This window comes from Desulfosarcina variabilis str. Montpellier, from assembly GCF_048565275.1.
GTDB lineage: Bacteria > Desulfobacterota > Desulfobacteria > Desulfobacterales > Desulfosarcinaceae > Desulfosarcina > Desulfosarcina variabilis.
Genome location: NZ_CP159846.1, coordinates 7,445,504 through 7,472,456, shown reverse-complemented (window position 1 = coordinate 7,472,456; position 26,953 = coordinate 7,445,504). Strand labels below are relative to the sequence as shown.

Annotated in this window: 21 protein-coding genes; 7 read left to right on the top strand and 14 right to left on the bottom strand. The window is 48.3% G+C overall.

All coding sequences use genetic code 11. The annotated features are described in order from the left end of the window. The first annotated feature begins 104 nt into the window (after nucleotides 1–104). The 3 genes from Dvar_RS33670 (at nucleotide 105) to Dvar_RS33660 (ending at nucleotide 5,309) form a co-directional block, all read left to right on the top strand. Nucleotides 105–1,037, top strand: coding sequence for a DUF932 domain-containing protein (locus tag Dvar_RS33670; RefSeq protein WP_419657509.1), 933 nt, complete (start codon nucleotides 105–107; stop codon nucleotides 1,035–1,037). Nucleotides 1,038–2,238: 1,201 nt separating this feature from the next. Continuing rightward, a complete protein-coding gene (locus Dvar_RS33665) occupies nucleotides 2,239–3,441 on the top strand; it encodes a radical SAM protein (protein ID WP_419657508.1) in 1,203 nt (400 codons plus the stop codon). Further along, complete coding sequence (locus Dvar_RS33660; protein WP_419657507.1) at nucleotides 3,438–5,309, top strand: RiPP maturation radical SAM C-methyltransferase; 1,872 nt, start codon at nucleotides 3,438–3,440, stop codon at nucleotides 5,307–5,309. The genes Dvar_RS33665 and Dvar_RS33660 overlap by 4 nt, the downstream gene beginning before the upstream one ends. A 77-nt stretch (nucleotides 5,310–5,386) precedes the next feature. Here Dvar_RS33660 and Dvar_RS33655 read toward each other — a convergent pair whose 3' ends face one another. From Dvar_RS33655 to Dvar_RS33610, 10 genes are all read right to left on the bottom strand, one after another. Beyond that, nucleotides 5,387–6,547 (bottom strand): radical SAM protein, encoded by a 1,161-nt coding sequence (locus Dvar_RS33655; RefSeq protein ID WP_419657506.1) that lies wholly within the window; start codon nucleotides 6,545–6,547, stop codon nucleotides 5,387–5,389. A gap of 134 nt (nucleotides 6,548–6,681) precedes the next feature. Beyond that, complete coding sequence (locus Dvar_RS33650) at nucleotides 6,682–7,008, bottom strand: hypothetical protein (RefSeq protein ID WP_419657505.1); 327 nt, start codon at nucleotides 7,006–7,008, stop codon at nucleotides 6,682–6,684. Nucleotides 7,009–7,654: 646 nt separating this feature from the next. Beyond that, nucleotides 7,655–8,065 carry a putative toxin-antitoxin system toxin component, PIN family gene (locus Dvar_RS33645; protein ID WP_419657504.1) on the bottom strand — a complete coding sequence of 137 codons (411 nt, stop codon included), beginning with the start codon at nucleotides 8,063–8,065 and terminating at the stop codon, nucleotides 7,655–7,657. After that, nucleotides 8,058–8,309 (bottom strand): ribbon-helix-helix protein, CopG family, encoded by a 252-nt coding sequence (locus tag Dvar_RS33640; protein WP_419657503.1) that lies wholly within the window; start codon nucleotides 8,307–8,309, stop codon nucleotides 8,058–8,060. The genes Dvar_RS33645 and Dvar_RS33640 overlap by 8 nt, the downstream gene beginning before the upstream one ends. Nucleotides 8,310–8,451: 142 nt before the next feature. Further along, a complete protein-coding gene (locus Dvar_RS33635) occupies nucleotides 8,452–9,117 on the bottom strand; it encodes a polysaccharide deacetylase family protein (protein ID WP_419657502.1) in 666 nt (221 codons plus the stop codon). Nucleotides 9,118–9,176: 59 nt separating this feature from the next. Further along, nucleotides 9,177–10,100 carry a homocysteine S-methyltransferase family protein gene (locus Dvar_RS33630; RefSeq protein ID WP_419657501.1) on the bottom strand — a complete coding sequence of 308 codons (924 nt, stop codon included), beginning with the start codon at nucleotides 10,098–10,100 and terminating at the stop codon, nucleotides 9,177–9,179. A gap of 203 nt (nucleotides 10,101–10,303) precedes the next feature. Continuing rightward, on the bottom strand, nucleotides 10,304–10,603 hold the full coding sequence (locus Dvar_RS33625; RefSeq protein WP_419657500.1) for a hypothetical protein: 300 nt from the start codon (nucleotides 10,601–10,603) through the stop codon (nucleotides 10,304–10,306). A gap of 600 nt (nucleotides 10,604–11,203) precedes the next feature. Continuing rightward, nucleotides 11,204–12,883: a methyl-accepting chemotaxis protein gene (locus Dvar_RS33620; RefSeq protein WP_419657499.1), complete on the bottom strand. Its 1,680-nt coding sequence runs from the start codon at nucleotides 12,881–12,883 to the stop codon at nucleotides 11,204–11,206. 250 nt (nucleotides 12,884–13,133) lie between these two features. Further along, nucleotides 13,134–15,749, bottom strand: coding sequence for a mechanosensitive ion channel domain-containing protein (locus Dvar_RS33615; RefSeq protein ID WP_419657498.1), 2,616 nt, complete (start codon nucleotides 15,747–15,749; stop codon nucleotides 13,134–13,136). A 28-nt stretch (nucleotides 15,750–15,777) separates the two neighbouring features. Beyond that, a complete protein-coding gene (locus tag Dvar_RS33610; RefSeq protein ID WP_419657497.1) occupies nucleotides 15,778–17,682 on the bottom strand; it encodes a lytic transglycosylase domain-containing protein in 1,905 nt (634 codons plus the stop codon). A gap of 251 nt (nucleotides 17,683–17,933) precedes the next feature. Between Dvar_RS33610 and Dvar_RS33605 the strand changes: the two genes are divergently transcribed. Continuing rightward, nucleotides 17,934–18,275 carry a hypothetical protein gene (locus Dvar_RS33605; protein WP_419657496.1) on the top strand — a complete coding sequence of 114 codons (342 nt, stop codon included), beginning with the start codon at nucleotides 17,934–17,936 and terminating at the stop codon, nucleotides 18,273–18,275. Between the two features lie 145 nt (nucleotides 18,276–18,420). Here Dvar_RS33605 and Dvar_RS33600 read toward each other — a convergent pair whose 3' ends face one another. The 4 genes from Dvar_RS33600 to Dvar_RS33585 form a co-directional block, all read right to left on the bottom strand. After that, nucleotides 18,421–19,410 (bottom strand): DUF6976 family protein, encoded by a 990-nt coding sequence (locus tag Dvar_RS33600; RefSeq protein WP_419657495.1) that lies wholly within the window; start codon nucleotides 19,408–19,410, stop codon nucleotides 18,421–18,423. Nucleotides 19,411–19,413: 3 nt separating this feature from the next. After that, the gene (locus tag Dvar_RS33595; RefSeq protein WP_419657494.1) at nucleotides 19,414–19,653 is read right to left on the bottom strand and encodes a hypothetical protein; all 240 of its coding nucleotides are present in this window, start codon (nucleotides 19,651–19,653) and stop codon (nucleotides 19,414–19,416) included. A gap of 89 nt (nucleotides 19,654–19,742) precedes the next feature. Beyond that, a complete protein-coding gene (locus Dvar_RS33590) occupies nucleotides 19,743–21,914 on the bottom strand; it encodes a methyl-accepting chemotaxis protein (RefSeq protein ID WP_419657493.1) in 2,172 nt (723 codons plus the stop codon). A 790-nt stretch (nucleotides 21,915–22,704) separates the two neighbouring features. After that, on the bottom strand, nucleotides 22,705–23,088 hold the full coding sequence (locus Dvar_RS33585; protein WP_419657492.1) for a sulfotransferase domain-containing protein: 384 nt from the start codon (nucleotides 23,086–23,088) through the stop codon (nucleotides 22,705–22,707). Nucleotides 23,089–23,506: 418 nt separating this feature from the next. On the opposite strand from Dvar_RS33585, the gene Dvar_RS33580 reads away from it, so the two are divergent. The 3 genes from Dvar_RS33580 (at nucleotide 23,507) to Dvar_RS33570 (ending at nucleotide 26,850) form a co-directional block, all read left to right on the top strand. Further along, the gene (locus Dvar_RS33580) at nucleotides 23,507–24,283 is read left to right on the top strand and encodes a DUF481 domain-containing protein (protein WP_419657491.1); all 777 of its coding nucleotides are present in this window, start codon (nucleotides 23,507–23,509) and stop codon (nucleotides 24,281–24,283) included. 55 nt (nucleotides 24,284–24,338) lie between these two features. Continuing rightward, complete coding sequence (locus tag Dvar_RS33575) at nucleotides 24,339–25,268, top strand: hypothetical protein (RefSeq protein ID WP_419657490.1); 930 nt, start codon at nucleotides 24,339–24,341, stop codon at nucleotides 25,266–25,268. Nucleotides 25,269–25,650: 382 nt separating this feature from the next. After that, nucleotides 25,651–26,850, top strand: a complete 1,200-nt coding sequence (locus Dvar_RS33570) for a VanZ family protein (protein WP_419657489.1) — start codon at nucleotides 25,651–25,653, stop codon at nucleotides 26,848–26,850. The last annotated feature ends 103 nt before the right edge of the window (nucleotides 26,851–26,953 follow it).

The window sequence follows — 26,953 nt, the reverse complement described above, 5'->3', positions numbered from 1 at the left end:
GTCCGCTTTTATGGATACGCACCCTGTTAGAGCCGTCAGGGGAAATATAATGCGCCAGGTGGTGAAAGGCGTATCTCCCGGATTCAAAATCAATGGAGAATATTATGAAACAGCAGCAATTAACTACTCTCGGTAAGGTTTTTGATCGCGTCGATGAAATGTCGGCAAACTGCCGTGATATGAATATCGATGTCCCCGATGTATCCTTTGACAACTTGGATGTGCTCCGAATCGCCGGTGAACCCCATGAGATTCGGCCTGTGGCACAACGATCAATTTCTAACCGCCTTGGCATTCCGTATCCGTATTTGCGTAGGTGTCCACCCGATGTGCAGGCCCAAAATCTTAATCATTGGATCACTAAGGAAAAGAATGCCCAGTTACTTTTCCGTTTTGATGCACAGGATGTGCGGGCGGTATTTACGACCAAGTATATTCCTGTGGATAATTTCGAGGTCTGCGAACGATTGGATTCACTGGGATATGGACCGGACACTGAAGTGCAGTGCCATCTTGACCCGGAATTCATGTCGTTGAGTATACCGGATGGAAAGCAGGCATTCGATATTAACGGCGATAAATTCAAACCAGGAATATCAATCAGCAATTCTGAAGTCGGGTTGGCGTCCCTGTCCATTGCAGCATTTGTGCTTCGGTTGGTCTGCACAAATGGGTTGGTGGCAAAGTCTGATGTATCGGCGTCTTACAGGCACGTAAGCACCAAGATCCTGAACGAATTCCCTCAGGTGTTGGATGAAGTGTCCTATGAATTGGGCGCCCAGCGATCGCAATTCAAGATTTCAATGGAATCACCGGTTGATGACCCTGAATCGACGCTGGCCAGTTTCAATCGTCAGTTCGGTCTAAATGCCCAGGAAAAGGAGGCGGTGGAGTGGGCGTGGCCACATGAGATGGGAGATACGATGTTTGCTGTGGTCAACACTTACACTCGGGCGGCGCAGTGGGTGGATTTGTCGGCGGAGTCCAGTTTCAGGTTGTCGCGGGTTGGCGGGAATATATTGGGGATGCTTCATTAAAGATCCAGGCTCTGGACAATGGTAATATGAGAACCCCTCCTGGTCAGTGGATTGGGAGGGGACCATTTTTAGCATTGATGCTATCTGCGTGTCTGGTGTTATCAGGGTATGGTCGTTTTGGGAATCTATCCCAGAAATTGAAAAGGTGCCGTTCCTGGGAATAGTCTCAATGTACCCCACTTACCTGGCTCGCGTCCCATACAAATTTTACAAAGTGTAATCGCAACCTGAGCGGTCTTCTGCGCGACCACCACGTCTTGATGCCTATCAAAGTCAAGCCTTTCGCCAGTTGTTGTGATGCCAGGTTTTGGAGTGGTGCGTTTTTTCAGATAGCCAAGACATAGTTGCGTGGCTCCAAATTTTCCCGCCCCTTGCCTTTGGATTTTGGCTTGACACCGGGCGCGAACGGTTGGTACATGATGCCATCATATTCTTGGCCGATTCCGGCCTGTACTACACCTTGGATCTACAAACTGACAGGGCACGATTCTGGGGGTGGTGATGTGGACAGCCGCGAAAAGCGAGTTCCTATCACCTTCTTAACTCCGATGACATGGCGTGTTTTGTGTGTGCTATCGAATCAACGTGAAAAAGAGGAAAGGAGTGAAACCGATGGCCATTTCTAACCTTTCGGCAAACTCAGGCCCTGCGATGAGTACCGCGGCAAAGATTGGGTCCGAAAACGTCAACCAAGTCTCCGGAGACGACTCGAACGTTTTCGTAATTGATGTTGGAACCCATTCCCCTGCTTGCACATGTGATGATGATAACGCAACCGAAATCCCAGACGAATAGGTAATTTTCTGTATCCCAGACGTTGTCGTCTTGCAAACGTCGTAAGGGGCTGCTTCAATGGTCCGTGGTTGAGGCGATTTGTTCTTACCGCATCACATGATGGGTAGCCACCTGCCGATAAAATATTGGCGCGATTCTTGACGAAACCACCATCACCCTACAACAGCGTGGTTTTTCGTTTTTGTGTTAGGAGCTGGCGTTGGAGTTGTCCAATTACATTGTGACCCTCCCCAGTCCTCGAACTCCCAGCGAGTTCTTGGTGTTCTCCACGACGACTGGGTCAAAATCATTTGTCCCGAAATCTACATTCGAATCCATTCGACAAGGGAACCCAACAGCAAGCGACCTCAACGCTCTCAAGCGCCTCGGAATCGTCGTAGACTCAGCGCGATCCGAAAGGCTCCAGATGCGGAAAAAATACGAGGATTGGATTTCACGCGACGAAAGACTGTATCTCGGGTTTGCGTTGAATTACCGCTGCAACCTCGCCTGCAAGTACTGTTTCGAAGGAAACCTGAAAAAAGGGGAAGCGGTAACTCAGGAGATGGTCGATGATTTCTTGCTGAAGACTGTTGAATTCGAGCGAGTCCGGCGCCGAATTCGCTCTATTCGTACCCTTTTGTACGGTGGCGAACCGCTACTGACTCTTGATCTTGTTGAGTACGCTTCTCGTAGAACAAATGAGATCGCCGCTCATTTGCAGGCCTCTCACCGACAGACTCTTGTGACCAACGGAACACTTCTGACTCGCCGAGTGGCACACCGCCTGCGCAAGTGCGGCATAACCGAAGTCGATGTTTCGCTAGATGGCACCAAGTCCAACCACGATAAGTATCGTCCCTTTAAATCCGGCCGAGGTTCGTACGACACCATTGTCAAGAATATTGCGCAATGCGCTGATGTGGTCGATATCTCCATCCGCGCCAATTCAACCTGTGAAAACCACCACGAAATGCATGGGCTTTTCCGAGGTTTGGTCGAGGCGGGTGTGTCGCTCAGTTCTTTGCGGTCGGTGCATTTTGGCTTTCTCAGACAGTCTCCCCACAATGTCGAGTTACCCGCGTACCACGAATGCACAACTGGTAAAGGTGAGCCATGGTTGCGTCAGGCGTCCCTGGATTTAGTTTGGGAAACCTTCGCGAATGGCTTCAATCACCGGTTATTGGGCCCTCGTATCTGCGTTGGCAACCGGCCGAATTCTTATCTTCTCGCACCGGACGGTATAGTCTATCGTTGCCCAGCTAGACTTGGCCACAAAGAAATGGCCGTTTCGTTTGTCGCCGATAACTCGGACGACCGTGTTGCCAAGCCCTCGCGTTACAGATGGGAAACTGAGACATGCCTTAAGTGTCCGTACCTCCCGATGTGTTTTGGCGGATGCATCGGGGGCTTGGAATTGGGTGGCCGAGCTGAAGATTACATCGAATGTATAAGAGACTTCTACGATGCCACAATTCAGGAAAGAATCTACCTCGAACTCGCCCACGGTTGCGCCCATTCTCCTCAATCGAATGCACGTTCATCGTCGCTATCGTGGGTTTTTCGCCAAGCGTTGTTCGAAATGAATCCGCAAAGGTACGGCGACTTCGACGCGAGGGTGCCCGAGTGAATGCCCGCGAAACAGAAACACGTTTTCCTCTGCAAGTCGCGCTCGTATCCCTACCGTGGCAGCTCTACGATCGACCATCGATTCAACTCGGCGCGCTCAAGGCGTATGTCGAGCGCGAGCATCCCCGCGTTGCGGCAACGACGCACAGTTTCTACTTGATGATTGCCGAGGCCCTCGGATTTGCCCTTTACGGGAGGATCTCCCTTGCTCGGTGGGCAGGTGAATGCATATACGCGGCATTGGTATATCCCGATCGGAGCCGAGCCGCTGAGGCGCTTTTCGAAAGCGAAGACCATCTCCACAACCTTCGGCGCGGACTCTCTCACCAGACATCATTTCCCGATTTGTGCAAAACCGTCCAACGTGCCACCGATTCCCTCATTGGTTCCGTGGATTGGGATCGCTATGATATCGTAGGCGTGACGATCACGTTCAATCAACTTCTTTCGTCCATCTATTTCATTCGCCAACTCAAAGTACGGTTCCCCGAAATACCTATCATCGTCGGCGGTACCACTTTCTTTAGAGGACGCGCAGGGGATTGGCTTGCCGCTTTCCCGGAAGTAGATTTTGTTGTGACGGGCGAAGGTGAAAGCCCACTCTTGAGCATTCTTGAGTGGCTCAGTGAGCGCCCGAATCGTGGACCAACGCATCCAGACGTTCATTGCCGGTTGCATGGCACATTTCCTAACACAACCACGGCTTTAAAGGAATGCGAAATTCGCGCCCTCCCTGCGCCTGACTACACGGAGTACTTCGAGCGACTTGGCACCGTGACCTCGCAACAGCGGTTTTTTCCCAGCCTACCCGTGGAGGGCGCGCGCGGGTGCCCTTATGCGTCGAACGTAAACTCCAAAAAGGAACGAGGATGTGCTTTCTGCAACATGAACCATCAATGGCTTAGATATCGAAAAAAAAAACCTGATCAGATGGTCGGCGAAATTGCTAAGCTGATCAATCGGCACCAAATATTAAAAATAAACATATTGGACAACTATTTGTCACCCACTATGGCGGATAAGTTGTTTGCGGGACTGCGCAAGCTTGGGAAAGATGTTCATGTGTTTCCGTCCGTGCGCGCCGAAACTAGCAAGGAGGTATTGTACCGAATCCAATCGGGTGGCGGGAAGGGTGTTCAAGTCGGGATTGAAGCGCTGAGTACGGCTCTACTCAAACGCATGGGCAAAAAAATAAAAGCAATCGATAACCTGCGGATCATGAGAGATTGCGAGGAACTCGGACTGATTTGCCAAGCGAACATGATCCTTGGCTTCCCTGGCAGCACTGAAACAGAGGTCGCAGAAACGCTACGGTGCATAAGTTATGCGAATGTGTTTAGGCCCCTCAATCCCAATTGGTTCTGGCTTGGCGCTGGCAGTAGGATTTGGAGAGATCAGGACCAGTTTGGCATCTTCGGAGTGAGGAATCACGACAATTATCGCGTTCTTCTTCCAGAATCGATCGCTAATTCCGTGCTGCTTCCCCAACAATCGTACGACGTAGACGAAGAAGATCTGGAAGCACTTTGGAGCCCGGTACACAAAGCGCTGATCCAATGGACCGATTCCTACAATTCCATTCGTTCTACACCATACTCGCCACCGCTGCTGTACTACCAAGATGGCGGCGACTTTTTAATCGTAACTCACCTGAACGTCAACGGCGACTCAACGACGCGCCGATTGTCCAAGAGCGCTCGCGATCTCTATCTTATGTGCTTGCGCCCTCGTCATCTCGAAGAAATCGAATCGGAGTTCCCGAGGGTTAGCCGGGAGGTTCTCGCGTCAACATTGCGGCAATTGACGAGCGCTATGCTTATATATGAGGAGGAAGGCTTCTATCTCAGCCTTGCAGTTCGGAGGCGTTAGCGCGGGTATCCATTAATTCTTTTGCAGCCTTCTCTATAATTTTAGGATTTTTTTTAAAAGTCATGAGAAATAATTATTCACGACATATCCGTATAATCCAGTTGACAGACACAACTGCATCTCGATTTTTCAAGGCCCAAATCATCCCAAACTCTTGCCGATTCCTTGCACAAGGCAATTCGGCAATCTGAATACCGCCTGATTTCCTCTATGATGAATCTGAATATTTCTATACGCTGGTCTTCAGAATAGCTATATTTTCCAACGCTTGTTTTGCCACTGTCCATCAATTTTGATTCAAACATCGGTTGCATTCCCTCCAAAATTGATGGCAACTCAGGCCCAGACGTGAAAATGCTGTGGCGATTCTTGTAAAAGCCCGCTTCGAAACGCAGCGTTCCCAAAGTTATCCTCTCAGGTCGAATCTTCTCGAAAATTATTCTTACCGTTTCCGCATAGGCTTTTTCCCATCCATCGAAGGGTACTATGGGGTCAAGTCGAATTCTTACTGGGTATCCTGCGTTTTGTAACCTTTGGGCGGCATTTAATCGACGCATGAATGGTGGTGCGCCGATTTCAAATTTTCGTGAGACCCAATCATGGTTCATACTCCAGGCGATTATCGTATGCCCATTGTGCGGAAGGTCCAGAATCTCATTTACGTTGTCACTCTTGGTAAGCATGAAAAGATAACCATTGTCGCTTGCCCCGAACCATGGAATGAATTTCTGGCCGGCGCCTATTAAATGTTCCAAGGCAAGAGAATCAGCCATTTCGCCGCTGTTAAAAATAACTGGGTCAGACCTGTTTGAAAGCGTTTTTTCTAACTGTCTTATGATTTGGCCATAGTTGGCGTAAACCTTTATGAATGGTTGATTAGCACGATACGTAAGCTTCAGATAGCACCAATCACATTGGTAGAAGCAGCCGTTTGAAGCATATTTTAGGCGGTCAAAATGCGGGCATAGAATCCTATCGTCGGTCATTTCGAACTGATCAACCGTACCGCTGGAAGGGGGCGCTACAAATAATACCTGTTTGCCAGCAATGATTTTTTCGAGCATGGTGCTGCCAGCATTTGATAAAATATCCGATGCAGCAACAACTGTATTAGGTTTTGCATCATCGACATATTTCACGGGGACCGATGGGCATTTTCCAATGATGGATCGTGTAACCGAGTCATTCTCGACTCGCCGATCAATTATAATTTCAGAAGGTTCCCACTGGGTGTCCACGATTAACGGCCCCTTTTGATAGAGTTATGCGCTTACCCTTCAAGGCGTTGTATCTATTGTTACATCGTCAACTCTTTGGAATTCTATAATAAAGTATTAGGAGCTGGACGTTTATGAAGGGCATTCGGTATTCTTTATGTGATGGTGCTATCTATGCAGACAACTGGTTTGATTTGTTCACGGTCGGCACATGCTTGTATGACTGGAACAATGCTTTCAAGAGTCGGATTCCCTGATGGACCAAGCATACGGCAGATCGCTGGTTTTTGTTTGTTGAGCTGTTTACAAATGTCATCCATAGCACCGGTCGCATTGATATAGTCACGGAGCATGATGCGGCCGGCTGTGATCTCACCGCTGAGGATCATGTTTATAGCTTCAATAATAAGTCCCTTGCGAAAAACAGGATCGTTTTCGGCTTTGGCGACAACCAACTCTTTGAATTCTTTAGATAGCGGCATTTTTCATCAATCTTTTGGTTGGCATTTTTGCTACGCATAATAACATATATGTTAATACTGACCAAGTAAAGAGGCCAGCTTGCTCCGGATACCAAAATAAACCCTGGCATAGCCGGATGGCCACGCAGAATCAATAACTTAGGTGGGGTTTTCTGACGGCTTTTTTGACGGCTTTTTGTTCCCTTAAACGGATTCTTACGGTCAAAAAAGGTAATAAAATCAGGCGGAATACGCGCCGGCACGATCTCTCACGCCGGTAACGCGGGTTCGAATCCCGCTGGGATCACCAAAGAATGATATAGGGCACTTACAGGTGATTGTAGGTGCCTTTTCTGATTTCTATGATAGGTTTGTCACCACTTTACCCATCAACCACATCATAAATCGATATTCTCAATTCTGATTCTTCGCCCCCTTTCTAAAAAGGGCTGTCCCGCAGATGGGCATAACGCTGTGTCATCCTCCCATCCTACGGGGCAACAGTTTCTGCAACACACATACACGTCAACATCGCCGGAACTATCCAGCATGGATGGATAAATGTGTCTCACACCGTTTTACCAAATGGAGATTCTAAATATTTTTGATATCGAAGAATACCGGTCTGGAGGCTTTTCCCGGGTTTTCTGCCGGCCTTGATTGTTTATTACCAGCGCTGGTGGAACACATCTAAAAATTCATTAGGTCCGACAATCAAAATGCCCTGATATTCCTTGAGTGGTTGAAGGTGCTTTTTGTCGCCGGAAATAATTAAGGTGGCTTTCCCTGCAATCGCACATTCGATGATCCTATTATCCGGATCATAAGAAACAGCGCAAACTTTCTCTTGGGGTTGGACGATCTCGGAAACAAGACGGAGCCAACTGATGGTATCCTGAACCTTTTCCTTTTCCCATAAAAATTTATGGACCAGCACACCTTGAACCTCATCCAAGATATCTTGGGAAATGACATTTTGGATTGCCCCTTTAGCTATCAATTCTAAAACTTGTGCCGGCGAGCCGCTAAAATGAAGCCCGGAAATGATGATATTGGTGTCGAGTACTGCTTTAAGCATTCGCTTTTTCTTTACGGTACTCTCTGATTAAGCGATCAACGTCCTTTGGCTCGAGGTTCAGCTCTTGGGCTTTAGTTTGGCCGTAGCGACCCAACCGAGACAATTCTTTTTCGGCAATATATCGGCGCACAGCCTCCCGTAGTAGCTCACTACGGGTGCGGCTCTCTTCTTTGGCTATCCGGTTCACTTGTTCCAGCATTTCCGGCATTATTGATATGGTTATGGGTTTTGTTACTCTCAACATCGGCTCCGGGTGTTAGGGTTATTACTAAGTAATACTATATCTATTGGAACAAATTTGTCAAATCCCAGGGCAGTGAAGCAACACTTGCAATTTTGGAGGTGTTCAGCGGGAATTTCATCGATTGATATAAAAAAAATAATTGTCATCCGCCAAACAGATCCGGCAGGTTGCCCCAGCGCGAATCCGGATCCGCACTGATTCGCGTGAATGTAGTCTCCAACGCCTGCCAAAGGGTCTCGTCGACCAGTTCAAAGGAGTGGCCCCAGAAATAGAAAACGCCGCAGCGTTTGGCATCTTCGTAGCGCTGCCAGAAATCCGGCGCCAGAAAATGGCAGCTGGGGTGAAAAGCCATGGGCTCCGCCGGGGGAAAGCCATCCGCCTTTGATTCGACCGTGCGGGCATACACGTGACCGGTTTCGCGGACCAGCGCCATTACCGCGGGGGTGTATGCACCAAAGGGGTAGGCAAATCCGGCGACCCGCTGCCCGAAAAACTGCTGCAGCCGCTCACGGCCGACGGATATTTCATGCTGTGCCGCTGCTGCGGACATCTCGCACAGATTCGGATGGGTCAGGCTGTGGTTGGCAATGGTAAACCCGTCATAGACGCCGTTCATTTCATCCCATCCCAGGCGCCACACCTCCTGGCCCGCATGCATCCAGCCGAACCGGCGCTGATTGTCGTGCATACCGGCGCACAGGTTGAATGTGGCCGGTATGCCCAGGCGGCGCAAAAGGTCCGTCAACCGGGCGTCCGTGGTCACCCCGTCGTCCCAGCACTGGACGACTGTGAATGGACTGGCCGGCATGGGTTACCGTGCCAGCCGTCTGAACGTTTTGGTCATACGGATCATCTTTATCTTAAACACTATAGCAGGCTGCGCAGCTTGCGGATGTGCGCCGGCCGTGTGCCGCAGCAGCCACCGATCACCGTGGCACCGGCGGCCAGCCATTGGGTCGCATGCTCTGCATAAGCGTCCGGCCCCAAGTCGTTGCGCAGGGAGAGCAGGCCATCGGTGGCCTTGTCGCCATCCAGCCGCCAGTCCGCTGGAATCGGGTGAAAGGTATTGGCATACCCGCCGATGCGCTGCGCAGTGGTGGTGGCAGCGGCCAGGAGCGGTATGGCCCGGGTCACGCTTTTCGGAGAGCAGCAGTTGACGAGTAATCCGGAAACGGGCAGATCGGCCAATAGGGATGCCGCTTCGTTGATGGTCTCACCGCTGCGCAGGCGGCCGGATTCGTCCTCGTGCAAACTCCATGAGACCCATACCGGCTTGCCGGTTTCACAGGCCGCTTCAGCCGCGGCTTGGGTTTCAGCGCCGCTGGACATGGTTTCACAGAGAAAAAGGTCCACATGAGGGGCTAATAGACGGGCCTGCTCACGGTAGCAGGGGAGAATCTTTGCATGCGGTCCCACCAGATCCGGTCGGAAACTGCCCCGCAGGGGCGGCAGGGAACCGGCGATCCAAACCGATCGCCGGGCCTTGTTTACGGCATCGCGGGCCAGCCGGCAGGCCAGCCGGTTCAATTCGGCGAACCGGTCGGCCATCCCGACCCGCGCCAGATCGTCACGGATGAGTCCGTAGGTATTGGTAGTGATGATGTCGGCGCCTGCTTCAATGTAGTCCGCATGGATCTGGCGGACCACATCGGGGGCGGTGATGAGCCCCTGGGCGGACCAGATCCTCTCCGAGAGAGCGACGCCACGGAATTGCAGTTCCCGTCCCATTCCCCCGTCGAGCAGCACGGGCCGGTCGGGCAGGGCGAGGGATGTCGCATTGTTGGCAGCCATTTCGTACCTCCGTTTTGAAAGCCATATTGCAGTTGCTGGCAGTTTATCCCAGCGGAGTCGATATTCCAAGGCGTATCAAGGGTAGGTTGTAAACAACATTATAAAAAAATTTGAGCCAGGGCGGCAGGGGAAGGGGACCGCCTTTTGCTCATTATTGTTTACTTTACTGCGGGGCATAGAATTTCGGTGTTTTTTGGGGGCCATTATTGCAGCGCATAGCCAAAGGTGCGAATGCGAAACGCCGGAGATATTGTTGGATAGCCTTGCCCTTTATTGACAGTAAAATTTGTCTGGACGCACAGGCGTTTGGCGCGATCAAGTTCAGTATTGAGGTTTGAAATACGAAAAAGGCCTTTTTGGTTATCGTCCGTACGGATTTCGTAACCATCTTTTTGGGCTATATCCGGTTCTTTTGTAAACGTATCTCCAGACGACAGATTGCTTTCGTGGATTTTTTTGGCGTAAGCTTCGATAAGTTCTTGTAATGTTTCAAATTTGATCATTTCTTGCTTTCCTTCATTATTTTTTATACTTCGCGACAATCGTACCGTTTCAGTATATCAAAATGCGAATACCCGATTACTGCCAACAAGAAGGGTGCCAAAAGTTCTGGTTTTTATATATTGTAATAAATAATAGACGTTTATAACGTTTCAGGGAAAGGTGGGTAAGCAGATATAGTGGACGCATTTTAAGAAGTATAGTTCAGAGAAAATCAATATGATATGAAAAAATGTTCATATTATCCCGATATGAACGTTCTGGCGATGTTGTTCGTTATTTTTATCGTTCAAGGACAACGACCGGCATGGATTAGCGGTCGTCTGTTTCCGGCTTCAATGGAGAGCAGATCCCTTTGGCGCAGCGCTATCTATTGCCCATCCAGAAATGGCCAATTTTCCCGATATCGGCGTTGCGCGAAAAATTTTATCCTCGGAATATCAACTATATGCACCCCAAGGGCACTTCCTTCGGGCGCCTGTGGTAAAATTTTTCGTGCGCCTTGATCTCGACCAAATTTTCCTATTTCTGGACGGACACTATCTATTTACGCTTGGCAGGGAGCGTCTTCTACCCCGTATCGCCCCCTGCCAGATCAGCGTTTAAATATTAAACTGACCTACCATGCTTTTGAGGGTTTCGGACAGCTTGGACAGTTCCTGGGCGGACAGGTTGACCTGACTGCTGCTGGTGGACATCTCGTTCATAAAAACGCTCACCCCGGAGATGTCGTTGGAAATTTCCCCGGATACCGTCGAACTCTGGTTGACGTTTTCGTTGACTTCCTGAATACCCTGCGAAGCCTGGGCCACGTTGGTGGCAATGTCCCTGGTGGCGGCGGACTGCTCTTCCACGGCCGTGGCGATGGTGGCCACAACGTCGTTGACATCGGTAATTACCTGGGTGATCTCGCTGATCTGGCCCACGGTCATGGATGTGGTGCTCTGGATGCCTTCAACTTTTTCCTTGATATCCTGGGTGGCGGCGGCGGTCTGCTTGGCCAGTTCCTTGATTTCGTTGGCCACCACGGCAAAACCCTTGCCGGCCTCACCGGCCCTGGCGGCCTCGATGGTGGCGTTGAGAGCCAGCAGGTTGACCTGCTCGGAAATGTCAGTGATGGTCTCGATGACCTTGCCGATGTCGTTGGCCGCCTCGCCTAATTGATCCATGTTGGCTGAGGCATTGGCTGACTTGTGGGCGGCCTCGTCGGAGATGCCGCGTGCTTTTTCGGCATTCTGGGCGATTTCGCCGATGGTGGCGGACATCTGTTCGGCGGCGGTGGCCACCATGTTGGTGTTGGTGGCGGACTCTTCCATGGCCGCGGCCACGTTGTTCATGTTGGTGGTCATCTCTTCGGTGGCTGCGGAGACGGTATTCGCTTTTTCGGAGGCGCTCTGGATGCCCTGGCTCATCTGTTCGGAGATTGACGTGAGCTCAGTGGAAGAAGAAGACAGGGTGTCCACACCACCGGCAATTCCTTTGATGAGCTGTTGCAGCTTGTTCATGAAGGTGTTGAACCAGGTGGCCAGTTCGCCCAGTTCGTCCTTGGCCCCTTCCTCAAGTCGTTTGGTCAGATCGCCTTCTCCCTGGGCAATGTCCTTGAGGCCTTCAACCATGGCATTGACCGGCCGCGTGATCAGCCGCGAAATGAACCATGCTAGCACAATACCTGCTGCGACACCCAAACATATGGCCGTCATCAGCATGACCAGGGTCGATTGGTAGGTGGTGTTGGCATTCTCCTGCGCGTTTTGTGCCAGTTTAAGATTGATTTCGGTCAGTTTATCGAGTTGATCGCGCATTTTTTCAAAGTCGTTTTTTGCCGGACCCAGGGTCAATGCAACGGCCTGCTCGGTGTCCCCTTTGTCTGCCAGTTCGATCGCCTGGCGGGAATTTTTCTGCCAGGCTTCACGGGCCTTTTGATAGACACTGAACAACGCTTTTTCCGCTTGCGTACCGGCCAGGTTCTGGTATTTTTCCCAACGATCGGCAGATTGTTTGAAATTGGTTTCATATTCATTGATGAACTGTCTGAAACTCTCTGAGTTGGGATCGGCAAACATCATGGAGCGCTCCGCCACCAGCAGTTGCTGCAAGTCACGGTCGGCCTCTATCAGATAGTCGATGCTGGGCAATTGAACGGAAAAGATCGTTTCCAGCTCGGTCTGAATGTTTTTTACACTTTTGTACCCGGTGAAGCCGATTACCATCATAAAACCCACCATAATGCCGAATGCCCACAAAAGTTTGGTTCTGATTTTCATGTTGCTGATGATTTTCATGAACAGTTTCCCCTCAAAAAAAAAAGCTGCTGGCCATCAACCCGAAACAGTGTGTCGATGCATTGATTGTGTTGTGATAACCATTTTATTCCAGATATCAGTCTTCTTTTTTATCGGTAGTAGATGGGAAAGAATAAGGATAAATTTTTACGAATCCGTCTGAACTGCGACTTTTTACGAGTTCATCAATTTTATGTGGCTATTCCACCATCGCTGGAAGCTGTTCATGGCTGATAGTTACTGAACCCGTTTAGGATTTTATTTTTTTTTCGGCATCTTCTTTTTCGTCCGGCAATGGTTCAGGCGCGTTTGCGTCAGAATTTTTCGAAAAAGAACCGGTATGGTCACTGCGGATATGCAAATCCCGCTGGGGGAAGGCGATTTCGATACCCAGTTCGCGGAATCGATGATCCAGTTCGAAACGAACATCGGTAGACGTACTGAAATAGTAATCCACGTGGATCCAATACCGCAACCTGAAGATCAATGCGCTTTCACCATGGTCCATAAACAAAACATCCGGCTGGGGATACTTTAAAATATGAGAAATGGTTTTGGGAATTTCCAATAACGTGCGTCGTACCAGTTCGATATCCGAACCGTAAGCCACTCCGATATCAATATGGCGACGCATGCGTGGATCCTTGAAACTCCAGTTGGTCACCTGCTGGCTGATAAAGTCGGAATTGGGAATGATGACCGTTGCGTTGTCAAAGGTCTGTACAATCGTGGATCGCACATTGATTTTTTTAACCTCGGCCCACAAACCGTTCACCTCAACATAGTCCCCGACCTGAATGGGCCGTTCAAAAAGTAGAATTAGCCCGCTGATGAAGTTGTTAAAAATATTTTGCAGGCCGAACCCAATGCCGATACTTAAGGCACCAAATACCACCGCCAGCGAGGTTGCGTTGACACCCAGCATTCCAAGCGCCAGCAGAATGCCCAGTCCCCAAATCACATAGCTTGATATGGTAACGATTGAATCTTTGAGCCCTCTTTCAAAGTTTCTTGAATCAAGAACTTTTTCACTCAGAAAGCGCCTCCCTATGCGTGTGGCCACATGGGTAACGTAAAAGAGGATGACTGCCAGCAGTATTCCTTTGACGCTGACCCTCAGGCTGCCAACCGAGAAATCCATCTGGAAAAATTTTTTCAATGATTCAACCATAAAATCGGTGCCCGCCCACGCCAGCAAGATGCCGGCCAAAAGGGCAGACAACCACAAGAGCCGTGCCATCTGGACCAGAAACCAACCGACCGGTGCAGCCACTATCGGCACGTCCACATTTTCTTGTGCCTCAACTATTCCTTTTTGCGAAAGGTGCCATTCTTGAATGGATCGCCAGCCTATGGATGCCCACAACAGCAGTGCGAGTGTCTCGGCCCATGATACCAACCAGTGTGCAGCCAACGTATGGTAGCCGATCAGGTCGATCAATAACGCGCCGCCGAAAACCAGATAGCTCCATCCACGGGCGGTATAGTGTAAAGCATAGCATGGCATCGTCTCTCCACGACGGGTGATGGTGCTCACCATCTTGTCGATTGCCCGCCAGTAGATAATTGTCCAGATGAACAAAAAGATCTTAATGGCCAGGCTGAATACCCAAACGGTCACACTCTCGCTGCCAAACATGCCCATAAAAACAAGGTGGGTGATGACCAGCGCACACAGAATTTTGAAAAACGTTACCAATCGGTTCTGGATGAAAAAATTTAGGTGCGAGCCGGAATCATCGATCCTGTTTTGGAAATAATCGACCCCCCATTTTGTAACCAATAGGGTAAATACCGACTGACTTAAAAACCGTGCAAAATGATAATTGACATGGGGAAAATTCAAAAGGTCGTACAGCCACAAAAGGACCGCCGCGCACATCAACAGGAAAGATCGTCTCAGCATATTCAATGCCAGCCGTCGCATTGAATAGCCGGGGCCTTCCATTCGTTGTTCGATTGATTGGAAATACCGCCATATTTTATTTCTCAAGATCACTGCTGAAAGAAACACAATCAGAAAAATCGCCTGTGCCGTTCCTCCGCTGCGTTGAAAGTTAATCCACTGTTGTTGCCAGAAACCTGTCCTTAGAAAGCCGGCACTGTGATTCCATGTTGTTTTTATTTCTGATACAAGGGTACTGATAGTGAGCCTTTTGAATGGCAGCAGATTCCTCTCAAACAGCTTTGACTTTTCCTGTGATTGAAGGCGTATTTCCAACTGTCGACGGGTTTCTATCAGGTCATTGCGTGTTTGCTTTAATTTGTCGAGAAGTTCGGTGTAGCTTTTTAAAAATAGTTGACCCCGTTTTTTCTTTTCATACAAAATGTCGAGCAGGCTTTTCAGTTTTTGGCGAATTCCCCGACTTTGGGGACCTGACAAATCTCCCCGCTTCAGTTCGATCATTCTTTTTTCGGCGATGGAGATGCGGTCTGAAAGCTGTGCCATCCAGCCAGGCGCAATCGTCCCAATCTTCTCAAATTCTACGATCCGCTCCGAAAGACTGGTCGTCGCTATTCGATTGGCATTCAATGCCGTCTCGAGTGGCTCAATCCGGGTATGCAGGGCAATTAAAAGATTTTCGTGGGCGGCATTTTGCATACGGAACGATTCAATTTCCTGGATGGTGTTACTTCTCAGCTGCTCCCAGCGTTCAAGCCCCTGCTCCATGCCGACCAGATCCGATTGCTCGCCTCTGAGTGCGTCATCAAACGATTCCTTTACAGATTCCGAAGACGCCGTTTGACTTGGCTTCTTTTCTTGAGCAGCATCGGCCATGGTCGCGGAAAAAAACAAAACATGGAAAAGCAGTACGGCTGCGGTCAGCGAAAGACTGGCATGTTTTGTAAAGGGGGGGATACGCATAGAAAAATCCATTATTTTTGCAGATCGGTTATTGGCCGATCAGACATTTATTGATATTCGACAATTGTCCGTTTTTGACCCAGATATACTTTTCCCGAAAAAGCCTGTCGCTATCATACAATTTCCCCTTGGTGCTGCGAGTGAGAAACTTGTTTAATTGACCCGGGCCGCCGTTATACATGGCATAAATGATCCCCGCACGAATCTCATCGTTTATTTTTTGCATGGCTTTAAAATTTTTCGTATGCCTTAGCAGGTATTTCGTGACATACAGATCGAGTATTTCACAGCCGGCTAGCGCATTATAACGAATATCCCAGCGCAGATGATGCGGATCATACATGCCGCGCCACACGCGCTCATTAATTTGCATGAGTCCAACAGAAGATCCATTGTAGGATCGCAGATAGACAATCTTTTTTTGTTTTACCAGAAATTGCCGGAAACAGCTTTCCTGCCAGGCTGTGGACAACACCACCAAAGGAAAAAATTCAGTATAATTATAGTCGGTTTTACGCTTTTTTAAGGTGTCCCGAGCGGAACTTGCCAGCAAGGTTTTTGTGCGTTCAATGTGGGGCGCGATATTTTTTTTCGAATAAAGCCAGCTTCTAATCTCAGTCAACGCGTCTGCCGATTGGTTTTGCTTTGCCCAGGCCGGGTTGCAAAAAAATGACCCTATGGCGTCGGTAACCGATTTGATATCCACCGCGCTTTCATATCTTTCTTCAAGGTCAAGTTCATCTGCATCGAATGCCGGCCCCAAGGCCGGCGGCGGCGGACCCAAACCCAAAATATCTCTTAACGGAATATCTATACCCGTACGATAGGTGAGAACATCCCCTTCGTCTTCCTGGTCGGTCAATAAACGGACCAGACGGACCAGACCACTGCGGCTGATTTCAATTCCAAGGGCCGGTCCGATCTCGTCCAAAGCATTTAAGGCATCGCAAGCGGTGAAAAAGGCCAGATACCCCAACAGCGCCTGTGACGGCCGGTCTGCCAGGTGAGTCCTGAAAATCGGTGCTACTTTTTCCCAAGCCGCGATAAATTGCTCACGCACGAAATCGTTTTTCAGGCTTTTATCCGTAAGCCCGGCGATAAACCGATGCCGGGTGTCAAGCAGGGTGTCCAACAGAATCTGGCGTTCTTCCGGTGCCAGCGGTTCAGATGCGAGAACACCGAACATGTGAACTAAAAACGCATCCCAGGCTTCCCATTGATCAAGAAACCGTTCAAGTTTCTCGTCAGATATCTGCTCAGTTTTTTTTTCTATAGCTGTTGCATCATCGCTTTCAACATCCATGAGAATATCGATCTTCACGGCATGGGCATTTACATGTGCTTTGCCAGGCCGAATACTTTGCAGCATTTTCATTGAACGGTCTTTTACCGCCGGCTGAAAAAACCGGCTGAAAACAGATTTCAGCTCCGAGACCGGCGGGGCAAGGTCGATGCGGATGCCGTTCAAATAAGCATAGACATCGGTGCGGATAATATTGAATACCGTCTGGGCAATGTTGGCCGGTTGTCGGTTCAGATCATATATTTTGGAATCGATCGTTTCAAAAGAGAGTGTCCAGTTAGCGGAATCAATCTTGGGCTGCTGGTGGAATACCAGATAGCCCTCCCATTCGATGGGCATCAAACAATTGTCGCCAAACGGTTTGCCCAGGCGGATGTGAACGCGGGTTTCAAAGCGAACCCGTGAATGTTCTTCACTGAAGGTGGGCCGGGAAAGGCTTACGCGGTTGCAACCGTCTTTTTCATCCAGGACGGTGGCCGTTTGATTGGTCTCGACAAATGCCTGATGAACGACCAGGGCGCCCAGCAGCGGGTAATCGAGTGTGAGTGGCATGCTGACGGTTTCCGCCGTGCTGGGGCCGGCTATAAATAGAATCAACCCTGAGATAACAATAAGATAATTTTTTATCATCCCGGTTCCTTACATCCGATAATAGGTAAACCTAAGGGGGAGCCGTCTCATCTTTTGGTCTAAATTTTTACTATATCACATGTTGTTGCTTTATTTTTGGGTGAAAATGGCCGTTAAGAAAAATTCCTAATCAGATTCAGAAATTTTCCAATTGTGGCTTTTCCCGTCAAAATGTATTTTGCATTATATAATAATTGAAATTCATTTGCTGCAACTTGCAAGCATTGTCATTAAAATGGTGAGTGAAATAAATGCCCGATAGAGCCGCGCAGAGCGAAAGAAAGCCAAATATCTTGAACAATTCAACTGAAACCGAAATTACCTTCCGACCTTACGGCAGCCATGGGCCGATGCCTGTATCGGACGGCGTCATGAAAAGCTTTTCAAACGATGGATTATACATCGAAGCAACCAATAAATATAAATCAGGAACCATTCTTATCGTTCGCGTTGACCGATATCCATCTTTGCCCACCGCCGTGGCAGAAACAGCGCGCCCTCGTTCGATCTGCCTGGCTGAAGTGAAATGGCAGCGAAAGTTGGACGATGAAAATGGCGTCCGTTTTGGTATGCGGCTGCGATATATTTATTGATTAGTTGCTGTCCTGCTTACCATACGCCGTTTTTTGCACGTTTTGGATCAACTAGCCTGTTGTCCCAACCGATACAAAAAAAACGCCCCGGGAGTTACCCGGGGCGGTGGTGGGGCGGATCGGCTTTAGAGGCTCTTTGTTCGTATCAGGCATCTTCGATGGTAAGATACGCCAGGGTCTGGTTCAAGAGCTGATAAGCGATTTCACCAAAGGTGACGGGACCGGTGAATTCAGCCGTTTTTTTGCCTTCCAGTTCGGCATACAGATAATTCAAGATGCAGTTGCACGAAAAAACAAGATGATCTCCGGCACCCTGCGGGATACGGGTCCGAAAATCTTCCACATAATCACCGACCGGTTTGGCGATTTTATACTCGACACCTTCAAACACCGGAGCGTAAAAATCCACCTGTTTATTGGCTTCGTCCACCCCTTTGAAGCTGGTGTTAATCATCGCACCGTATAGATCCGCCACCAGTGGCAACTTGGTATCCACCTTTTTTTCGGCCAGATAATCGGCGAAATTGACCTTGCCGCCGTTGATCATGGCCTCCCGGGCGCTGAACCCATTTTGTGCAAAGGTGATGGTGTCTCCATCGCCTTGCTCAAAGATATTGACGATGCCAATCTCAACGATCTTATTTTCGGGAAGTTCGGCATTGAGCACCACGGCGGCATTTTCAAAGGCCTTGCCCTGGGTGCCGTCGAAAACTTTGGGGGTGACTTTCCCCAGATCGTCGAGAAGGACGCCCGAAATCCAGCCGATCAGCGGACGGGTGGCAAAATTTTCGAGCGTGGGCGCGTTCAGCGCAAAGTCGAGATGCGTGGGGCAGCTGGCGGGGATGATAATCGTACTGAAACCATGTTGCGGTGCATCGTTGTAAACGGTGGCGATCGTTTTTTCGTCATATACGGCGGTTTTAATGTTGGTTACATAATCCGGCAGTTGGGTTACAAAAAGCTGATCATTGGTGCACAGACCACCTTCTTTGGTGATAAAATAAGGAATGGTCCCGCCAATCCAGGATCCTTTGGGAAGTTCACGAAGACCGGCTTCATCACCGGCCAGCAACAGCTGTTTCCCCGCTGTTAGCATATCCTTGACCTCATTGATAGAATGCATGCCTGTTGTCATGGTTTACCTCCCTTCGACAATTTTTTTCAAGTCAGCCTGGGCCTTGGGCAGTTTGCTGTTTTGTTGGAAAAAATCACGTAAATCGGCGATAAGCTGCTTCGTGGCGGCAGGAGAAGAATCTTTTTTGTAATTACTGTTAAGTCTGCCCATGACCATTTTTGTCGCCAGGAATTCAAACTTAAAATCTCCCTCGCCTGAGATTGCCTTTAGCCAGCCCGGATGATTCTCATTTGGAATTGTCATGCTTGATCCTCCTTGTGCAGTTGTTCAGTGTGTGACCACCCATAGAGAAGAAAAACTTTTCCAGTTCAAGGTGTATGAGAAATCTTTGCCTATACTTTAAAACGCCCCACCAGGGCTTGAAGATTCCCCGCCATTTTTGAAAGTTCCTCGACGTTCATGTTTACCTGACCGGCCGAGTTGGTAATTTCCTGGACAGACTGGTTGACTTCGGCGATGTCTCCGGAAATCGTACCCGACACGACCGAGCTTTGCCCGACATTGTCATTGACGTCCTGAATACCTTGAGAGGCTTGAGAAATATTGCCGGCGATTTCCTGGCTGGTGACAGCCTGTTCTTCCACTGCTGTGGCGATGGTGCCGACGATTTCATTGACCTCGCTAATGACCGTGGTGATCTGGCTGATCTGGTTGACGGTCGCCGACGTGGATCCCTGAATGCCATCGATCTGGGATTTGATTTCCTGGGTGGCCTCGGCTGTTTGTTTGGCCAGTTCCTTGATTTCATTGGCCACCACGGCAAATCCCTTGCCGGCTTCTCCGGCACGTGCCGCCTCAATGGTGGCGTTCAGGGCCAACAGATTGATCTGCTCAGAAATATCTGTAATTACTTCAGTTACTTTGCTGATTTCCTTGGCGGCGCGGCCCAATTGACCCACTTCCGTTGAGGCTTCATTGGTCTGGGTGACGGCCGATTCCGTAATGACTCGGGCTTTTTCTGAATTCTGTGCGATTTCATTGACCGTTGAGGTCATTTCTTCCGTGGCCGACGCGACCATGTTGACATTTGTGGATGCCTGTTCGCTGGTCGCGGCAACATTGGTCATGTTGGCGCTCATCTCTTCGGCCGCTGTCGCCACGCCGTTTGAACGGCCGGACATGGATTCAGCGTTTTCGGATAGCTCGGTGGCAATGGTGGCCAGATTGGAAGACGCGTCATTGAGGGTGCCCGTATTCTGTGCGACATCCTTGATCACGCCCTGGAGCTTTTCCATGAATACATTGAACCAGTGTCCCATGTCCCCGATTTCATCCTGACTGGTAATCTCCAGCCGCTTGGTCAGGTCACCTTCACCTTCGGCGATGTCCTTGAGCATTCCAACGGTACCCTGGATGGGGCGCACAATGCTTCCGGCAGCATACCACAGGAGCAGAACAGCCAGCGCGCAGGTCCCCAATCCGGCCAGCCCCAGCATCATCATGCTGCTTTGACCTTCGGCGGAGATTTCTTTGTCCAGGGCGAGTGCATCGGCCAGGACCGTTTCCTGTTTGACGCGGATCATGATGGACCACGGCTTGTCCGTCCGGCCCAATTCGATCGGTGCAAAGACTTCGAACTGGTGGTTTTGGGGATTCAGTGAAGCAGTACTTTTACCGGCTTTGATCTGCTCCAGATACTGCTCCCAATTTTCAGCCTGAAACGTTTTAAAATGCTGGCCGATCAGTTCCGGCTTTTCGCTGTGGGCCACCACCAATCCATCGTTACTGACGATAACCACTTCACCCTGGCCGTCAAAGATCTTGCCGTCCACATTCTCGGATAGCTTTTGGACAAAATCCAGATTGTAGTCTGTGCCGGCAACGCCCAGAAACTTTCCATCAGCTAAGATGGGAACGGAGAGGGTGGCCAGCCAGACCTTTTTGCCTTGCACAATATAGGGCAATGGTGCCAGTACGCTTTCCGTATGGTTTTCTTTGGGGTTGATATACCAGCCCCCCTTGAGAACCCCGTTGGGATGGCGATCCCGCGTGTCATACTCAACCAGCGGTTGAACAGCGATGTTGCCGTTCTCATCGCGGTTCCAGTATGGGGTAAAACGGCCGGTCTGAGCGTTGTTGCCGTCTTTGCCGGTCTTGAAGGCAACGTCCTGACCGTCCAGCGCGTCGGGCTCCCAACAGGAATAGGTGCCGTTGAAATTTGGATTGACTTCGAGCACCTTGAGCAAAATGGCGTTGATCTGATCCCGGCCTAGTTCGAGGCCCCCGTTGTCACTTGATTTAGCGACTGTGAAGGTGTCGGCCATGGTTCTGGCGGCAACCAGGGCGTCTACAAACGTAACCTGTATTTTCCCTGCATAATCACCGGCCAGGCTTTTCAGGCCGTCCAGGGATCGTGATTCGATTAGTTCAGAAACGCGGGTATTGACGAGCGTCTGTGTCGATCGAGCTGAAAAAATACTGTAACCAACCAAAAAGACCGAAGAAATAATCAGACACACGCCTGCTATGCCCGCGATCTTTGTCCTCACTGATTTGAATTTCACTGTTATTTCCTTCCTTATTAGAAAAATAGTTGATCTTGATAATCGACTTTTAAAAATTTGGATCCAATCATGGTATGAAAAAGCAATCCTCAAGTTTTAATGTTGCTGTAAGGATTACTGATTGTTGTTATCGGTTGGTTTTAGATAGGCTTTAGAAAAAAAGTTAATAAAATTAAGTAGTTATATTGGTTGGGGTATAGCTATCCCGTTAAACTTTTCGGTTGGAAAAGTAATCTAAAGGGATGGGGTTTCTTGTGACAAGCTTATATGGTTTTGCCATGTACAACGGAAAATTGTGCGCCTGGAGATCACAGCTGTGATGAATGCCGATTTGGTGATCGAAAGCGCACTCCATAAAGCGTGTTCATCAATTCCAAACGACAAAAGCAAAAGACGAACCATTCGGCTACAGGCTATTGAGAAAATGGGATTATTTTTTTTAAAATGATTTTAACTGTCTGTAAATAAATGCATTATTATTCCGATAGGGATGGCTGAAAACTGGTGATAGGCTATTTCAAGGTCTTCGTGTTTCTGTTTAAAGGCGCCTGGCAGAGTCACTGTGACCCGTATTTGCCGCATGCTTTGAGTCGGAATGACTCGTGGGGTAGGCGTAGACAAAGCGGCTGACTTTGGAAATAGGTCTGGTATAATGCCTATACAGAATGCGCGACCATGTCCACCGCTGATTGATGGGAGTCTGTCTGTTTACTGGTTTGAAATCGGGGGCCAAGCCTAAAAAATTATATAGTTTTTCCAACGTTTTTTCATTATTTTTTACTATTTCTTTTTAAAAAATTAGAATTAGAATTCGTTCCTGTGGTACATACTTTTGCCAAATTTTTAGATACTCTTCGTAATATCCGTATTCTAAAATTCTCATTTTTGGATATTCTTTAGCAACTTTTTTAAGGCCTAAGCGTGGTGATGTGATACCTGTTTTCATCCAATGGTAATAAGCGGATATGGCTCTATCGACTGGATCACGGAGGCTGATAATAATTTTAATGTCAGGTAATTCATTGGTAACGAGTTCCGGAAGCGGTGGTAGGGAATCATCGAATTCTATTTCGTTTGATTTATTATACCAATAAGGAACGCGATCATAAAAATATGTTGTTGATGCTTCTCCAATAATAAGAAAATTCGTCTTTTTTATCGACTTTGAGTTCATTTTTTTTCTCCATTTCCAGAATAAGAGATCTGATTTTATTTTTCAATTGCCTTTGGGAAAAAAGCGATTTTTTTTAGTGCAAAGTCGTTCAGTTCGAACGGCAAACTTCTCTCAACTGTTGGATAGGAGTGTCTAAAAAGAGGCAAAATCGACCTCGGTATATTCCTAAAGCGATGACATCGCAGTGCCACTGCCATTTATATAACCGATCTATTAAATTATTGGGTTATTCTCTCTCAAACATCAAATATATTGACACGCACAAGATCTATCGATATACTCACTGCCGCTTTTATCTCAACCTGCCGTATTTTAATATTATTTCATCCATTGCATGTGTTTCTGCTGATAAAGGATTAACATTTCTCAAATACTTAAATGCTTAATTGACGTGAAATCTGCCATAAGGAGAATCTGGATGCGACCAAAGGTGAATCTGAATTTAATCCTCAATTGTTGTATTTTTTGTATAGCCACGATCGTCCTGACGCAAAATGTTTGGTGCGATGATAAGAAGCTGACCGACAAAGCAGAACTCTCTTTTGTTCAAGCTTCCGGTAACACGGATATCTCAACGTTTAATGGCAAGAACACCCTGAAATACGATTTTTCAAAAAATTTCTCTACGCAATGGAAAGCGTCGGCGCTTTACGGGGAAACAGACAATGAGAAAACTGCAGAAAAATACGCTACCGAACTGCGTGGGGATCATAATTTTTACAAGAATTTTTATTATTACCTGGTAACTGGCTGGACGCAGGATGAATTTGCGGGCATTGATGACCGCTATTATGCTGGTCCTGGTACGGGATATAAAGTTACTTTCAAAGAACGTCACACGCTGGCCATGGAACTTGGTGTCAACTATGCCAGAGAGGTGTATATCGAAGATCCGGAAAGTGAGACCCCTTACGAAGAAGACAGTGAATTTCTCGAAGGCCGCGGTTTTGGCAGTTACATTTATAAATTCAACGATAAAGTTGAATTCTCAGAAGAAGTGGAATATCTGAAAAATTTCAAAGAAGAATCAGCCTACACGGTTCGATCCACATCAGCGATCAAATCGCGATTAAACAGTTGGCTGGAACTGAAAGTTTCATACGAAGTCAATTATAATAATCGTCCTAAACCGGAATCTGAAAACCTAAAATACACCGATACCCTTTTGTCTGTCGCCTTAGTCGTTAACATTTAACGTTGATTTTTATCATCTTTTCATAAACCAAAAACTTATCCATGAAAGGAAAAAAATGAAAGCGATTTTGAAAGCGCTCATACTCATTTTTGTCATTCCCACTATTGGTATGGCCCAGAGTGACGACGCGACCTATGAAACGATCGACTCCGAAGCGACATACCAAACACCCGTTACCCAGAAAAACGAAGGAGCCAATGATAGTCGTCTGTTACAGCGTCCGGAATGGGACGGCGCTGTGGTCAGTGGCCCATGGCTGAGCACGGAACTGCGTTATCAGGATTGGGATGATAAAGGTACGGATTTTATGCTGGCGCCACTGTTTGCCATGCCTATGCCGATGTTGGATCAATTAGAGATGGGCTTACGGTTTTATTTGCTTCATTGGGACCCTGACAGCGATGACTATGATGATGGTTTTGGCCTGGGCGATATCGACCTTTGGTTAAAATATCAACTATTGCAGACCAGCCAAATGGAAACGTCCGCAGGGTTGTTGGTTACGCTTCCCTTGGGTGATGATAGTATTGGGCATCCGGTTGCCAGCGGTGAATTCAACGTTGAACTCTTCGGCGGCCTTCGATACCACGTAAACGATGCGTGGGCGGTGCTTGCCCACTTAGGCATTCGCAAAAACGCTGATATGGACGTGGAATATAAAAATGGTGGATCGGACAAGTGGGAAGGAGAAATCCAATATCAACTCAGCGGTGGAGTAATTTGTCAGGTAACCCCAAGTCTGAGTGTCAATGGTGAATTTTCCTATGCCAGCAACCCCTATAGCACCTATAGCAAACAATATATTTCTCAACGGTGGAACATATATACGATCACCAAAAATGATGATGAAGATGATATTCGGCTTACCGGTGGTGCTGAATATGCGATTATGGACGACTTGTCCATTAAAGGCGGGATCGGGATCGGACTCGATGATTTTGCCCCGGAATTTGATATTATTTTAGGCTTTACCTATGGTTTTTAGTTTTTTTTATGCAACATTGGGGTTAACACACTGGCCCATAGACCAGTTAAATCATGCCGCTATGCTGGAAAAAATGTCAGCTGGATCTTTCCGGATAACCGGATTCTAAAATAGTGAGTTCAAATTGATTGGTGAACGAAAACCGCCTTGCCCGCAATATGGGCCAGGCGGTTTTTCATATTGAACACCATCCTTCCACATTTACCCATTCCCTTTCAGTAGTGCCAAAAAACGTGTGGCGCTTATCCTTTTCAATGTTACGCTGATTTGATATTATGTATTCTACCTTGAATTTTACCCATTTATCTTTCCCATGCTTAACGCGCAAAAAGAAAATAGATGCTCTGCTGATTTGCTTGGCACACAGCGGTGCCAACGGGTGTTGGGCTATACGCTACTGGCCTACATGACGCTCATGATCGCTATCATCACACTAATCCCTTTCGCATTTAGCATCCCGAAGTCCGTACAGTTCACACTACGCGGTAATCTCTCAGATGTTTTTACCAATATCGTTCTTTTTGTTCCGCTCGGTTTTTTCTTTCAGATCATCCATGGTCAATTTGGATTGAAGTCTTCGATTATGGCGCTTTGCTTTGGTTTGGTGGTCAGTGGTCTTCTCGAAGTCGGTCAACTTTTCCTTCCCTCACGATGTTCTTCGGTCATTGACTTCATCATGAACGGTTCAGGAGCCTGTCTGGGGGCTGCGGTTGCGGGCTACCATCAGGTAATGGTTAGAAAAGGACGTGTGCCGGAAATTTTTGGGTTTCGCCTGCCGTTGATATGGTCTGTCTATCTCCTCGTTCCGTTATTGTGGTTGGGGGGATTTTCAATGGGCAATGAAATATCTCGTATTGGGTTGATGGTTCTGATTGGGATCTACGGTGGCGGAGTGATTTCATCCGCAATCGTGAACCGCTCTATGTACAGTTCAAAGCGGATAGGGCTTGCGGTTTTCAGTTATGCGGCTGGATGGTTCATGATCGGTGCCGCTCCGGCCTTGACGCGTTTTCCCCTGGCCATTTTGGGGGTTGGGCTGCTTGTTGGTTTTGCCGCCCAGCTTTCATGCTGTGTTTGGAAAAAAAACCATACAACGGAACGGCGGTTTGAGTTGCCGACACTAAAACGTCTTTTTCCGATTTACCTATTTTATCTTTTCCTTTTGTCTGTATGGTCGACCACCATACCGCTGGGCGAATGGACACTGCGTGGAGACTTTCATTCGCTATATCAGGCAGAGCGTGTTTTGTTTATCGCAAGGTTTGTTGAGGTGATCGCAGCCTTTACGCTGTTGGGATATCTTTTGGCGGAAATGTCGGGCCGCAAAAAGCAAACCCGTTTAGGCGCGTTAAACCTTGTGGTTATATACATTCTGGGCATTGCCATCTTTACCACGACACTGCGCAATATCCGTTCGGAACTGTTGTTTATGTTGGTGGAGGCGTTCCTGTTTGCCATGGCCGGTATTTATGGGGCGATCATATACCGGCTTCAATTGAACGTGGTCAGGGGACCCAGGAAAAAAAGAAAATTGAAAAAACCATCCAGCACAGCGTGTCTGTCCGTATCCTGCAAACATTGATGCAATAACACAAAGAGCCAATTCAACTTATTGAAATATAGACAATTCGTGTTGGCTTAAAGGCCCCCGTGACGTCAGTCACATATCTACTCATGCATTTTCA